13 protein-coding genes are annotated in these 13,296 nt (G+C 68.4%); 7 read left to right on the top strand and 6 right to left on the bottom strand.

The features are described from left to right. The 5 genes from pyrH to VN779_RS10120 all read left to right on the top strand — a co-directional run. The coding region (pyrH, locus tag VN779_RS10140) for a UMP kinase (protein WP_325722209.1) at window positions 1-633 on the top strand (633 nt) is incomplete at its 5' end. A 43-nt stretch (window positions 634-676) separates the two neighbouring features. Continuing rightward, window positions 677-1,234, top strand: a complete 558-nt coding sequence (frr, locus tag VN779_RS10135; RefSeq protein WP_325722208.1) for a ribosome recycling factor — start codon at window positions 677-679, stop codon at window positions 1,232-1,234. Window positions 1,235-1,802: 568 nt separating this feature from the next. Next, window positions 1,803-2,633, top strand: coding sequence for a phosphatidate cytidylyltransferase (locus VN779_RS10130; RefSeq protein WP_325722207.1), 831 nt, complete (start codon window positions 1,803-1,805; stop codon window positions 2,631-2,633). A 62-nt stretch (window positions 2,634-2,695) separates the two neighbouring features. Further along, the gene (gene rlmN, locus VN779_RS10125; RefSeq protein ID WP_325722206.1) at window positions 2,696-3,850 is read left to right on the top strand and encodes a 23S rRNA (adenine(2503)-C(2))-methyltransferase RlmN; all 1,155 of its coding nucleotides are present in this window, start codon (window positions 2,696-2,698) and stop codon (window positions 3,848-3,850) included. Window positions 3,851-3,953: 103 nt separating this feature from the next. After that, complete coding sequence (locus tag VN779_RS10120) at window positions 3,954-4,613, top strand: HAD family hydrolase (protein WP_325722205.1); 660 nt, start codon at window positions 3,954-3,956, stop codon at window positions 4,611-4,613. Here the strand turns inward: VN779_RS10120 and VN779_RS10115 are convergent. The 5 genes from VN779_RS10115 to VN779_RS10095 form a co-directional block, all read right to left on the bottom strand. Further along, complete coding sequence (locus VN779_RS10115; RefSeq protein ID WP_325722204.1) at window positions 4,579-5,277, bottom strand: hypothetical protein; 699 nt, start codon at window positions 5,275-5,277, stop codon at window positions 4,579-4,581. The genes VN779_RS10120 and VN779_RS10115 overlap by 35 nt on opposite strands. After that, a complete protein-coding gene (locus tag VN779_RS10110; protein WP_325722203.1) occupies window positions 5,274-6,056 on the bottom strand; it encodes an ATP-binding cassette domain-containing protein in 783 nt (260 codons plus the stop codon). The genes VN779_RS10115 and VN779_RS10110 overlap by 4 nt, the downstream gene beginning before the upstream one ends. Before the next feature lie 154 nt (window positions 6,057-6,210). Continuing rightward, window positions 6,211-7,632, bottom strand: a complete 1,422-nt coding sequence (locus VN779_RS10105) for an FAD-binding oxidoreductase (protein WP_325722202.1) — start codon at window positions 7,630-7,632, stop codon at window positions 6,211-6,213. After that, window positions 7,617-8,996, bottom strand: a complete 1,380-nt coding sequence (locus VN779_RS10100; protein WP_325722201.1) for an aspartate aminotransferase family protein — start codon at window positions 8,994-8,996, stop codon at window positions 7,617-7,619. Before VN779_RS10100 ends, VN779_RS10105 begins: the two co-directional genes overlap by 16 nt. Then, complete coding sequence (locus VN779_RS10095; RefSeq protein WP_325722210.1) at window positions 8,993-9,424, bottom strand: Lrp/AsnC family transcriptional regulator; 432 nt, start codon at window positions 9,422-9,424, stop codon at window positions 8,993-8,995. The genes VN779_RS10100 and VN779_RS10095 overlap by 4 nt, the downstream gene beginning before the upstream one ends. A 302-nt stretch (window positions 9,425-9,726) precedes the next feature. Here VN779_RS10095 and VN779_RS10090 point away from each other — a divergent pair, with 302 nt between their 5' ends. Both VN779_RS10090 and VN779_RS10085 read left to right on the top strand, forming a co-directional pair. After that, window positions 9,727-11,157: a gamma-aminobutyraldehyde dehydrogenase gene (locus tag VN779_RS10090; protein WP_325722200.1), complete on the top strand. Its 1,431-nt coding sequence runs from the start codon at window positions 9,727-9,729 to the stop codon at window positions 11,155-11,157. A 121-nt stretch (window positions 11,158-11,278) separates the two neighbouring features. Further along, window positions 11,279-11,812 (top strand): tetratricopeptide repeat protein, encoded by a 534-nt coding sequence (locus VN779_RS10085; RefSeq protein WP_325722199.1) that lies wholly within the window; start codon window positions 11,279-11,281, stop codon window positions 11,810-11,812. A 37-nt stretch (window positions 11,813-11,849) separates the two neighbouring features. Here the strand turns inward: VN779_RS10085 and VN779_RS10080 are convergent, their stop codons facing one another. Beyond that, window positions 11,850-13,154: a mannosyltransferase family protein gene (locus tag VN779_RS10080; RefSeq protein ID WP_325722198.1), complete on the bottom strand. Its 1,305-nt coding sequence runs from the start codon at window positions 13,152-13,154 to the stop codon at window positions 11,850-11,852. Between the last annotated feature and the right edge of the window lie 142 nt (window positions 13,155-13,296).

Genomic DNA, 13,296 nt, shown 5'->3' with positions numbered 1-13,296 from the left:
GAGATCGCGGAGGCGATCCGGCAGACCGGCACCCAGGTAGCGATCGTGGTCGGCGGCGGCAATTTCTTCCGCGGCGCCGAACTGAAGAACCGCGGCATGGAGCAGGCCCGCGGCGACTACATGGGCATGCTCGGCACCGTGATGAACTGCCTGGCGCTCCAGGATTTCCTGGAGAAGCAGGGCGTCGACACCCGAGTGCAGACCGCCATCACCATGGCCCAGGTCGCCGAGCCCTACATCCCGCGCAAGGCGATGCGGCATCTGGAGAAGGGCCGCGTGGTGATCTTCGGAGCGGGCGCCGGCATGCCTTACTTCACTACGGACACCACCGCCGCTCAGCGCGCGCTGGAGATCGGCGCCGAGGTGGTGTTGATGGCCAAGCAGGGCGTTGACGGCATCTACGACGCGGACCCGAAGTCGAACCCCGACGCGGTCAGGTTCGACACGATGACGCACCGCGAACTGCTTAACCGCGGGCTGAAGGTCGCGGACTCCACGGCGGTTTCCCTGTGCATGGACAACGGGATGCCGATCGTGGTGTTCGGGCTCTTCGACGGCAACATCGCCCGCGCGGTGTCCGGCGCGAAGATCGGTACGCTGGTCAGCGGTGAAGACGGCGCGGTTGCGCAGTAGTTTGTCTGACTGAGACGTCCGGGCGGAAACAAGGAGCCGTGAAGTGATCGACGAGACCCTCCTCGAGGCCGAGGAAAAGATGGACAAGGCCGTGTCGGTGGCCAAGGAGGACTTCGCAGGCATCCGCACCGGCCGGGCCACCCCCGGCATGTTCAGCAAGATCCACGTGGACTACTACGGCACGCCGACGCCGGTGACCCAGCTGGCCTCGATCACCGCGCCCGAACCGCGCATGGCCGTGATCACGCCCTACGACAAGAGCTCGCTGGCCGCGGTCGAGAAGGCGATCCGGGACTCCGACCTGGGCGTGAACCCGAGCAACGACGGCCAGATCATCCGGGTGATCTTCCCGCAGCTGACCGAAGAGCGGCGCAAGGAGTACATCAAGGTGGCCCGCACCAAGGCGGAGGACGCCAAGATCTCGGTGCGCAACATCCGTCGGCACGCCAAGGAGGCCATCGACAAGCTGATCAAGGACGGCGAGGTCGGCGAGGACGAGGGCAAGCGCGCGGAGAAGGAGCTCGACGGCTTCACGGCCAAGCACACCGGGCAGATCGACGAGGCGCTAAAGCACAAGGAAAACGAACTGCTGGAGGTCTGAGCCTCGCGCGGCGCGACGTGGGCGCAATCCGTGCGGCGCGTTTCGCGCGGACCAGCCCGGTGCACCGCGGCAGTGGTGGTGATCGGACCTTGGGAATACCGGGCTTGGGATCGCCGAACCTGCCGAGTACTGGCTCTGGCGGACGATAGTGCGTGCCGACAGAGTTGGTGCGGCAACCCTTGCGCGGCAAGACTGCGAAATGGGCTTGGTTGGTCGCAGCTAAGTTCGGTTGCCGGCGAGTGGACTTCGCGGCATCCGGCGCTGCTGTGGAGCTGTCGCCGATTCAGCAGCAGCGGTTCACAGCACCGTTTTCGCGGCGGTGAGCGGACCATTTGTCTGATCGTCGTGCTGCGTTCACCATGAGACTGTGTCCGTCGTGCTGACGGGCGCTCCGGTCGGGCTCTGCGGCTGCGTTCCGCGAGAAACGTCCTGGGCGCGCCGCGACCGGGCGATCGGGGCTGCCGCAGCCCCGTCGGCCGAGATCCGGTACCGTCATCCGCTGACAAGAGGATCGCAGTCCCGGGAGGCCGCGCAGATGACCAGCGCCGTGAAGCGGAGGGAGCAGCCCGTGGCGCCTCCCGGCCGGCCGAGCCGCGCCGGGCGCAATCTTCCCGCCGCGATCGGCGTCGGACTGCTCCTCGGCGCCGCCATCGTCGCCTCGCTGCTCCTGTTCAAGCCCGCCTTCCTCGGCATCGTCGCGGTTGCCGCCATGCTCGGCGTCCGGGAACTGTGGATCGCCTTTCAGGAACGCGGCATCCGATTCCCGATCCTGCCCGTCGCGGTCGGCGGCGTCGGCATGCTCGTCGTTGCCTACTTTCGCGGCGAGGGCGCGCTGGCCGCCGCTTTCGCGCTGACCACGGTGGCCATCATCGTCTGGCGGCTGACCGAACCGGCCGAGGGCTACCTGCGCGACGCGAGTGCCGGGGTGTTCGCCGCTGCCTATGTGCCCTTCCTCGCCGGGTTCGCCATGCTGATGACCGCTGCCGACCACGGCGCGCAGCGCGTCTTGGTCTTCTTCATCCTGGTGGTGTGCAACGACACCGGCGGGTACGCGACCGGCGTCCTCGCCGGCCGGCACCCGATGGCTCCGTCGATCTCCCCGAAGAAATCCTGGGAAGGACTCGCCGGCTCGGTGGTGACCGCGGCCGGCGCGGGTGCGATCACGATGGTGACGATGCTGCACGGGCAGGCCTGGCAAGGCGCGGTGACCGGCGTAGCCGTCGTGGCCAGCGCGACGCTCGGTGATCTGTGCGAGTCGATGATCAAGCGCGACCTCGGCATCAAGGACATGGGCAATCTCCTGCCCGGGCACGGCGGCATCATGGACCGGCTCGACTCCCTGCTGCCCACCGCCCCGGTCGCCTGGCTGCTGCTGTCGCTCTTCGTGCCGGTCAAGTAGCCGCGTCACCGCCGAACGGATGGATCGGCGCGATAGTCCGTCCATGGGACAATGGGCGGACCATGAGCACGCAGGATCTTCCCGCCCCCACGAGCACGCCGCCCGCCAGCACGCGCCTTGAACCCGGCCAACTCCTCTTCGAGGCGCCGCGCCGGGGCAAGCCGCCGCGCCATCTGGCCGACCTCACGCCTGCCGAGCGCAAGGCCGCGGTGACGAACTCGGGCCTGCCGGGATTCCGCGCCGCGCAGCTGTCCAAGCACTACTTCGGCCGGCTGGTCGACGACCCGGCCGAGTGGACCGATGTCCCCGCGGCGCAGCGCGAGGCTCTGCATACCGCGCTCTTCCCCCGCTTGATGACCTCGGTCCGCGAGATCACCTGCGATGGCGGCACGACCCGCAAGACGTTGTGGCGGCTGCACGACGGCGCGCTGGTCGAGTCGGTGCTCATGCGCTATCCGGACCGGGTGACGATGTGTGTCTCCTCGCAGGCCGGCTGCGGTATGAACTGCCCCTTCTGCGCCACCGGACAGGCCGGGCTGACCCGTAACCTCTCCACGGCCGAGATCGTCGAGCAGGTTGTCGCGGGAGCGCGGGAACTCGCCCGCGGCGACGTTCCGGGCGGACCGGGCCGCGTCTCCAACGTCGTGTTCATGGGCATGGGTGAGCCGCTCGCGAACTACAACGCAGTGATCGGTGCGGTACGCCGCCTAACCGATCCCGAGCCGGACGGTCTGGGACTGTCACAGCGTCACATCACCGTGTCCACGGTCGGATTGGTCCCGGCGATCCAGAAGCTGACCGCCGAACAGCTGAACGTCACGCTCGCCGTCTCGCTACACGCCCCGGACGACGACTTGCGCGACGAACTGGTCCCGGTCAATACCCGCTGGCGGGTCGGCGAGGTGCTTGGCGCCGCCTGGGACTACGCACACACCACCAAGCGCCGCGTGTCGATCGAGTACGCGCTGATCCGCGACATCAACGACCAGGTCTGGCGGGCGGACCTACTGGGCAAGCGGCTGCGCGGCAAGCTCGCGCATGTGAACCTCATCCCGCTCAACCCCACGCCGGGCTCGAAGTGGACCGCGTCCCGCCGAGAAGACGAGGACGCGTTTGTCCGTACCCTCGAGGCGTATGGCGTGCCGGTGACGGTACGCGACACCCGCGGCCGCGAGATCGACGGCGCGTGTGGCCAGTTGGCGGCTGTAGAGGCGTAACGGCTCGACGGCGTAAAGGTGCGAGGGTTGTCGGCAGCGCCCGCTATCTTGATCGGATGACAAGGGTGGGGCGCGGGCCGGGGCGAGGCCGGACACTATGAGCGTGATCAAGCACATCGTCTGGGACTGGAACGGGACGCTCTTCGACGATCAGGATCTCGTCCTGACGGCGACGAACGCCTCGCTGGCCGCGATCGGCGTCGATCGGCACATCACCAACGAGCGGTACAAGGACCTCTACCAGCGGCCGATGGAGGACTTCTACGCCGCGCTCATCGGCTTCCCGGTCTCGGCGGCGCAATGGCCCGTGCTCGACGCAGCCTTCGCCGAGCACTACCTCTCCCGGGTGCGCGAGTGCGGGCTGAGCGCCGACGCGCTGGCCGCTATGGACGCCTGGTCACCGCGTTCGCAGTCGCTGCTGTCCATGTTCGGCCACGAAGATCTGCTCCGGCTGACCCGCGACCTGGAACTGCACGGCCGCTTCCACCGGATCGACGGGCGCCCGCCCGAACTCGACTTCGGTCCGAAGGCCAAGTACCTCGTCAAGCATCTGGAGCATCTGCGCGCCCACGACCCGGAGCTGACCCCGGCTCAGGTGGCCTTGATCGGCGACTGCGCCGACGATGCCTACGCGGCGTTCCACGTCGGCGCGCAGGCTGTGCTTTACACCGGAGGGTCCTCCAGCCGTGCCGTGCTTGAGAAGGTCGGCGTGCCCGTGGTGGACTCGCTCAGTGAGGCGGTCGCGTTGCTGGCGGAGCGCTGATCCGCCACCGAGTCAAGTCAATCCGCTGCCATACCGGCGAACTGGCCGTCAGCGCCCCGGCGACCGCGAGCGCCGCGGTCTGAAGGGTCGCGACGAGCCAGGTCACCGTGCCCGCGCCGAACATTCCGTGCAGCGGCGCTCGTGGGGAGAGCAAGCCGCCGATTGGAGCGTGCAGCAGCGCGACACATACCGCGCCGCCGAGCGCACCCGCGCCGGTGAACAGGATGAGTCGCCCCGTCGCGATGAGCCACGCGGTCCGGTGCTCGGCACCGGCCTGCCGCAGGCCACGGGCGGTTAACCGGCGCACATCGCGCTGGGCTGAGGCGGACCAGGCGAGCGCGGCGATACCTGGCAGCGCGCAGCAGAAGAGTCCGATCAGAGTACTGGCGCTCAGGCGCGCGGCCGGAGCGATCAACACCACCACGATCGGCGGCGCGACCAGCGCGGCCGACCAGGCGACCCGCCACGCGGCGGCCCGGGCGTCGCGGTCGAGCGGCACGGCGAGCCGCAGCGTCAGCCGCGCTCTGAACCAGGCCGGTTCCGGCGGCTGGAAGTAGGCATCCGCCGACGCCGCCGAACCAGCCGCTTCGGAGGCGCCGACTCTAGAAGCGCCGACTCCGGAACCGCCGGGAGTCGAGCGGCTTGAGGAAAAGTCGCCGCTCATCTTCGTGCCCTCGCCGGACTCGTCGGCGGCTGCGAAACCGCCTCTGGCATGCGCTGCGGCACGTTGGCAGGCTTCACCGCAGGCACGACCGCTATCGGTACCGGCTCGGCGTGAGTACGTCCGCCGACGAGATGAACCGTGCGCTCGTAGCGTGCCGCAGTGTCCGCGTCGTCGGTGAACACGATCACGGCCGTGCCGTGCGAACGGGCGACCGAGCGCAGAATCCGGCTCGTCGTGCCGGCGCTCTCGTCGGACAAGCCGACAAGCGGCTCGTCGGCAAACAGGACCAGCGGGTCATTCACCATGGCCCGGGCCAGCGCCGCGCGCCGCAGCACCTCGGTGGGCACCTCGCCCGGCCGCCGCTCCGCCGCGTCCGCGATCTCGAAGCGCCCGAGCCAGGTCAGCGCGCGCTGTGTCGCCTCACGCTGGCCCATCGCCGCGAACCGCAGCGGCAGCCCGGCGAACTGTGCCAGCGTCAGCTCGGGAAAGAACACCGGGTCCTGATGCACCAGGCCGAAGTGCCGCAGCCGGAACGCGCGCCGGTGCTCGGCGGCCAGCAGATGGAACGGCTTGCCATTGGTCCACACGGTCCCGGCGGCCGGAGCCGTCTCGCCGCACAGGCAGGCTTTGAGCGCAGATTTCCCGGCGCCCGGCGCGCCGAGAACCGCGACCGTCTCCCCCTCGCCGACCGCGAGGCCGACCTGGTTCAGGACCGACCCGTCGGCCGGAAACACCAGGCCGCGGGCGTCCAGCACGGGATTGTCGGAAGGAAGGCTCACGCGCCTACTCTCCCCGACGCGCCGGAGCCGGTCCCGGCAACAGGCGCCGATTCATCCAATCTGACGAGTCGTCGGGTGTTGATTGAGTCTATCTGCGCAGCTGTTCGGATGATTCGACGTTTGAGAGGGTGCGCGGGTAGGAAACAGGCTGCGATCAGTGGCCGATGAAGGGTCCGAACACGGCCGCCCGGCGAGACGGGCGCCCGGTACGCGCCTCTTCGGCGTCGGCGCCGGTCATGACGCGCAGCCCGAGGTTCGCGCCGAGCCAGCGCAGCGGCTCGACCTCCCAATTCGGTGAGGTGTGGCCGACCCAGGGGAGCCTGAGTAGATCTGTATCAACACCGCGTTCGCCGCGCAGCAGGTCGGCGAGCGTGCGCCCGGCGAGATTCGACGCGCCGACGCCGTCGCCTACGTACCCTCCCGCCCACGCGAGCTTCGCCGCTCGGTCGATGCCTACCGACGCGAACCAGTCCCGTGGCACGCCGAGCGCTCCGCCCCAGGTATGCGTTACCGCAACGTCCCGGAGAACAGGGAAGAGTTCGCCGAGCACGCGCTTCAACTCAGCATGCACCTGCGGTTCGCGGTCGTACTCCGGCTTGATAGACGAACCGAAGTGGTAGGGCGCACCACGACCGCCGAACGCAAATCGGTCGTCCGCCGTCCGCTGCCCGTAGATGATCAGATGCCGATAGTCGGCGAATGTCTGACGTTGCGCCAGACCGATCTGTTCCCAAGCCACTTCAGGCAGCGGCTCGGTTATCAGCATCAGTGAGTACACCGGCGCTATGGCCCGCTTGAAGCCGCGAATACTTGGCGTGTACCCCTCGGTCGCACGCACGACGGTTTCCGCACGCACTGTGCCGAGCGCTGTTGTGACCACGCCGTCGCGGATCGCCGTGACCGGCGTCTGCTCGTAGATCGGCACGCCCAGCCGCTCCACGACCTCCGCGAGTCCGCGCACCAGCCGCGCCGGATGGATCGCGGCGCAATGCGGCGTGTACGTGCCGCCGAGCACGTTGGTGGCGTTCGCGTGTTGCTCGGCTTCCAGTGCACTGAGCAACCGCAGATCAGCTTCATCGAACCCGAACTCCCGGCTCTCCGCGACGTCCTCCCGCGCCCGCGCCAACTGCACAGCGCTACGTGCGAGCACGATCGTGCCGCCCTTTGTGTAGTGGCAGTCGATCCGTTCGGCGGCGACGACCCGTCCGACCTCGTCCACGGTCTCGTTCAGCGCCCGCTGCAGCGCGGCCGCCGCTGCCCGCGACCGCGCGACTTTCGCGACCTTGGCCAGGCTCGACGGGAAGATCGCCGAGCACCAGCCGCCATTGCGACCCGAAGCGCCGAAGCCCGCGAAATTCGCGTCCAGTACCGCGATACGCGCGGACGGCTCGGCCTTCTTGAGGTAGTAAGCCGTCCACAGACCGGTGTAACCGGCGCCGACGATTGCGACGTCGACCGCGAGGTCAGCGGGCAGCGACGCTCGTGGCTTGATGGGCTCGGGCAGCGAATCGTGCCAAAACGACAGACTCGACGCGGCAGTCGGGCCCTCAATCGGCGGTGTCAGAGCAGGGTCCATGCCTCGGTCAGCACCGCGCGCAGGATCTGCTCGATCTCGTCGAAGGTCCCCTGGTCCGAGACCAGCGGCGGGGAGAGCTGCACCACGGGGTCGCCGCGGTCGTCGGCCCGGCAGTACAAGCCGTTCTCGAACAGCGCCTTCGACAGGAAGCCGTAGAGCACCCGCTCGCACTCGTCGTCGGTCAGCGTCTCCCTGGTCGCCTTGTCCTTGACCAGTTCGATCCCGTAGAAGAAGCCGTTGCCGCGCACGTCGCCGACGATCGGCAGGTCGTGCAGCCGCTGCAGAGTCGAGAGGAAAGCACCCTCGCTGTCCAGAACGTGCTTGGGCAGGCCCTCGCGCTCGAAGATGTCCAGGTTCGTCAGCGCGACGGCCGCCGAGACCGGGTGCCCGCCGAAGGTGTAGCCGTGCAGGAAGGTGTTGTCGGCCTCGTAGAACGGCTCCGCGAGCCGGTCCGAGATGATGCACGCGCCGATCGGGGAGTAGCCGGAGGTCATGCCCTTCGCGCAAGTGATCATGTCCGGCACGTAGCCGAACTTGTCACACGCGAACATGGTGCCCAGCCGGCCGAAGGCGCAGATCACCTCGTCGGAGACGAGCAGGACGTCGTACTTGTCGCAGATCTCGCGCACCCGCTGGAAGTATCCGGGCGGCGGCGGGAAACAGCCGCCGGCGTTCTGCACCGGCTCGAGGAACACCGCGGCGACCGTGTCAGGACCCTCGAACAGGATCTGCTGCTCGATCTGGTCCGCGGCCCAGCGGCCGAACGCCACCGGGTCCTGGCCGAGCGCCTCGACCCCGGAGATCTCGGCGGCGCGGTAGAAGTTCGTGTTCGGCACTTTGTGCGCGCCCGGAACCAGCGGCTCGAACGGCGCCTTCAGCGCGGGCAGCCCGGTGATCGACAGGGCGCCCTGCGGCGTGCCGTGGTAGGCGACCGCGCGCGAGATCACCTTGTACTTGGTGGGCTTGCCGGTCAGCTTGAAGTACTGCTTGGCCAGCTTCCACGCGGTCTCCACGGCCTCGCCGCCGCCGGTGGTGAAGAAGACCTTGTTCAGGTCGCCGGGCGCATACCCGGCCAGCCGCTCGGCCAGCTCGATCGCCTTCGGGTGCGCGTAGGACCAGATCGGGAAGAAGGCCAGTTCCTGGGCCTGCTTATACGCGGCCTCGGCCAGCTCGGTGCGGCCGTGCCCGGCCTGCACCACGAACAGGCCGGCCAGGCCGTCGAGGTAGCGGCGGCCCTCGGAGTCGTAGATGTAGACGCCCTCACCGCGCACGATCGTCGGCACGGGAGCGTCCTTGTACGAGGACATGCGGGTGAAGTGCATCCACAGATGGTCGTATGCCGCGGACTGGCTGGTGCTGCTCATCGTGTTCCCCAGGTGTATGTCTGTTTGTGCAGCTTCAGGTAGACGAAGCTCTCGGTGCTGCGCACTTGCGGGATGGCCCGGATGCCCTTGTTGATGGTCTCGAGCAGTTGGTCGTCGTCCTCGGCCACCACCTCGACCAGCAGGTCGAAGGAGCCGGCGGTGGCGACCACGTACGAGATCTCCGGAATCGCGGCCAGCGCCTCGGCGACCGGGTCGATGTCACCTTCGCACCGGATGCCGATCATCGCCTCCCGGTTGAAGCCGACGGTCAGCGGATCGGTCACCGCGACGATCTGGATGACCCCGGACTCCTGGAGCTTCTGCACCCGCTGGCGCACCGCCGCCTCGGACAGGCCCACGGCCTTGCCGATGGTGGCGTACGCCCGGCGACCATCCTGCTGGAGCTGCTCGATGATGGCCTTGGACAGGTCGTCGAGGGCCGCCTGCTGGGCGCGGCGCCGGCGCGGCGCTTCACCCCGGGCGAGCGGCTGCCCGCTCGCCACGTTTTTTTCGGGCACTGCTTCGTTCGGCACCTTTTCCATCATGAGTGCAGATCCCGTCGCTTGGCAAGCCTCAACCTATGGAATTCGTGTTTCGAGGCGCTCTTTGTCACTGATTCCCTCGTCTTTCCAGTATTCAAGTATCGCCGGGCGGGCCGGATCGGGCTAGGCTGGCCGTAGGTGGGTTCATGCCCCCTCGTCCCCACAAGGATCACCGAGGAGAGTCCGCAATGGAGCCGCGCGTGCTTCGCAATATCGTCGGCGGTAAGCCGGTCGACACGATCGACGGGCGAACCAGTCCGATCATCGACCCGGTCACCGAGGAGGTGATCGCGCACGCGCCGGTATCCGGTCCCGCGGACGTCGACGCGGCGCTGAAGATCGCCGCCGAGGCGTTCCGCCAGTGGCGGCGGGCTACCCCGGCGGAGCGGCAGAAGGCACTGCTCAAGCTGGCCGACGCGGTCGAGGCCAGGGCGGCCGAGTTCGCCGCCGTCGAGTCGCGCAACACCGGCAAGCCACTCGGCCTCACCGAGAGCGAGGAACTGGTCCCGGTCGTGGATCAGTTGCGCTTCTTCGCCGGCGCCGCGCGGTTGCTTGAGGGGCGGGCGACCGCCGAGTACCTGGCGGATCACACCTCCACCATCCGCCGCGAGCCGGTCGGCGTCTGCGCGCAGGTGACGCCGTGGAACTACCCGCTGCTGATGGCGATCTGGAAGATCGCTCCGGCCATCGCGGCCGGCAACACGGTGGTCCTCAAGCCCTCCGATACCACCCCGATGTCCACGCTGCTGCTGGCCGAGGTCGCGCAGGAGTTCCTGCCGCCCGGCGTGTTCAACGTCGTGTGCGGCGACCGTGACACCGGCCGCGCGCTGGTCGAGCACCCGATCCCGGCGATGGCCTCGATCACCGGCTCGGTGCGCGCCGGAATCGAAGTGGCGCAGACGGCGGCCAAGGACGTCAAGCGGGTGCACCTTGAGCTTGGCGGCAAGGCCCCGGTCATCGTGTTCGAGGACGCGGACATCCCGGCCGCGGTCGAGGGCATCACGGTGGCGGGCTACTTCAACGCGGGTCAGGACTGCACCGCGGCCACGCGGGTGCTGGTCCACGAGGCGATCCACGACGAGTTCGTGCAGGCGCTGACCGAGGCGGCCAACGGCACGAAGACCGGCCGGCCCGACGACGAGGACGTCCTCTACGGCCCGCTCAACAACGCCAACCAGCTGGCCAGGGTGCACGGCTTCATCGAGCGGCTGCCGCAGCACGCCACGCTGAACACCGGCGGGCACCGGGTTGGCGAGACAGGGTATTTCTACGCGCCGACGGTGGTCTCCGGGCTCAACCAGGACGACGAGATCATCCAGGACGAGGTCTTCGGCCCGGTCATCACGGTGCAGAAGTTCGGCAGCGAGGAAGAGGCCGTCGAATACGCCAACGACGTCCAGTACGGCCTGGCCTCTTCGGTGTGGACCAAGGACCACGCCCGCGCGTTGCGCTGCTCCCGTGACCTGGACTTCGGCTGCGTGTGGATCAACACCCATATCCCGCTGGTCGCCGAGATGCCGCATGGCGGCTTCGGCCACTCGGGCTATGGCAAGGATCTGTCGATGTATGGGTTCGAAGACTACACGCGCGTCAAGCACGTCATGTCCAACATCGGCTGATAGCACTGCGCCCTCTTAGAGGGCACCGTGCTGCGTGAACCGCCGGGCTCGAGCCGCGAAGGCCGCGGGCCCGGCGCAAAGCGCGTCGAACCGGCCCTGGCGCATGATCTAGGCTTGGTGGATGAGTGATCATCAGACAAGCGGCACCGACGCGGCCTGGGAACAGCGAATCGCGGACGCGTGGGCGTCGCTTGACCAGCACAGTGACGACGAACGAGGCGAAACAGACTTCCGTGCATTGATCGACAGCGTTGTCGCCGAGCTGCCTGAAGGCAGCGCGGTCGCGCTGTTCGAGCGCGGAGCCGCCCTCGACTCGACCGGCCACTCGGACCAGGCGGTGCCGCTCTACCGCCAGGCCCTCGCCCGGGGACTGACCGGAGAGCGTCGGCGTCGCGCGGTGATCCAGATGGCCAGCTCGCTGCGCAATCTCGGCCGCCCGGAAGAGAGCGTCAAGCTGCTGAGCGAGGAGATGGACGCCGGTTCGGATCACCTTGACGACGCCGTACGGGGGTTCCTCGCTCTTGCCTTGGTCGACGTAGGCCGTGAGCGCGAAGCCGTGTCGCTTGCCCTGCGCGCGCTGGCTCCGCACTTGCCGCGTTACCAGCGCTCCCTCGCCAACTATGGGCGCCTCCTCGTCGAGCCCGACGACGAGTAAGAGTTAGAGCGCCCGGTCGGCAGCGGCGAGCCGGGGCTCAGTTTGACCATACTCCCGCGCTATACAGGAACGCGGCGACGACGGCGACTGGCGCGTTGACCCATACGTACGCGTTCCCGATCCAGGGCCAGCGGTTCGCGGCACGCGCTAGCAGCAGGTAGAGCGGGAAGCACACCAGCAGCGTGCGATCCGCCGCCTGCTGCATGTTGACGAACAGCATGCTGGCGAGGACCAGCGCGCAGTAGGTCGCCTCGGGCCACGCTCGCCGCGCCAGCAAGGCGACGACGAGCAGGGCGGCGGCGATGGTGCAGAAAAACTCCAGCTGGAACGACCACGCGTAGGCGCCCGAGCCGTCGCCGTACTCGTATGCGCCGCGCCACGTGTTCCGGATGGCGGTCGCCGGCCAGTCCATCCAGATGTTCCAGCCCTTGCGGTTGGCCTGCTGCCAGGCGGACCAGCTGCCGGTCGCGCGGCGCAGGTAGAGCAGGTACATGAACGGCCCGATGGCGGCGGCCGACGCGATCAAGGCCGAGGTCAGGCGATGGCCTTTCGCCGACCGCAGCAGGGCGAACACGACCAGCGCCGGGATCAGCGCGAGGCCGTTGATCCGGGTCAGTCCGGCGAGCGCGGCCAGCAGCGAGGCGACCGGCCAGTCCGCGCGCTGCGCGGCGTACCAGGCGCCAAGAGCGAAGGCCAGGAAGAGCGACTCGCTATAGGGAACGGACAGGAACACCGCGGCCGGGGCCGTGAACAGGAACAGCGCGGCCCGCGAGTTGCCGGACATTCGGTTGAGCAGCACTGCCGCGACGCATCCGGCGATCAGCGAGAGCAGCAGCGCCGAGTCAAGCCAGTTGCGCACGAACAGGTGCACCAAGGCGAGCAGGACCGGATAGCCGGGCAGGAACGCAGCGTTGTTCGGGGCCGAGGCGCCGGAGAACAGGCCGTGTTGCGCGTAGTTGACGTAGAGGTTCGCGTCCCACTGCTGGTAGCCGCGGGTCAGCGGTAGGTGGCTGCTGTTCGCGCCCTGAATCCATGCGGAGCAGTACACGACGATCGCGAGCGCCGCGTGCGCGCCGATCACCACGCCGATCGCGGCGCGGTCCATGCGGCTGAGCCGATCCAGCCGGGTGGTCCTGAGGAGCCGGGCCGCTCTGCCTGCCGCGGCGCCCGGCTTCGGCCGCGCTTCACTGTCGTCGGCCGCGGCGGCCCGCGGCGGCGCGGTTTCGATCGCCGCGCCGGTTTCGATCACTGCGCCGGATTCGACTACCGTGCCGCCCCGCCTCTGCTCGACAACTGTCGGCTGCGCCTCCTCGGGCGTCGGCACGATGGAGCTGTCGAGCATGGCTTCCTCCCCGTCCGGCTTACCATGAGCGCAAGCCTAGAGATCAGAGCGCGATTCGGTCACGGCCCATGGCTGAAACCGACTATTCGCACGCATCAGCTCAGGTAGTCGCATTCTTCCGGATCAACCTCGATGTATCTTG

Source organism: Actinocrinis sp. (assembly GCF_035605935.1).
Lineage (GTDB): Bacteria > Actinomycetota > Actinomycetes > Streptomycetales > Catenulisporaceae > Actinocrinis.
Note: the sequence above shows the minus strand (reverse complement) of the source record. Positions and strands in the feature narration are given on the sequence as shown.

Excerpts from the sequence above, each read along its gene's own strand:
- rlmN (WP_325722206.1), top strand. The coding sequence starts at position 2,696 with ATGAGCACGCAGGATCTTCCCGCCCCCACGAGCACGCCGCCCGCCAGC.
- VN779_RS10115 (WP_325722204.1), bottom strand. The coding sequence starts at position 5,277 with ATGAGCGGCGACTTTTCCTCAAGCCGCTCGACTCCCGGCGGTTCCGGA.
- VN779_RS10105 (WP_325722202.1), bottom strand. The coding sequence starts at position 7,632 with ATGGACCCTGCTCTGACACCGCCGATTGAGGGCCCGACTGCCGCGTCG.
- VN779_RS10100 (WP_325722201.1), bottom strand. The coding sequence starts at position 8,996 with ATGAGCAGCACCAGCCAGTCCGCGGCATACGACCATCTGTGGATGCAC.
- VN779_RS10090 (WP_325722200.1), top strand. The coding sequence starts at position 9,727 with ATGGAGCCGCGCGTGCTTCGCAATATCGTCGGCGGTAAGCCGGTCGAC.
- VN779_RS10085 (WP_325722199.1), top strand. The coding sequence starts at position 11,279 with ATGAGTGATCATCAGACAAGCGGCACCGACGCGGCCTGGGAACAGCGA.
- VN779_RS10080 (WP_325722198.1), bottom strand. The coding sequence starts at position 13,154 with ATGCTCGACAGCTCCATCGTGCCGACGCCCGAGGAGGCGCAGCCGACA.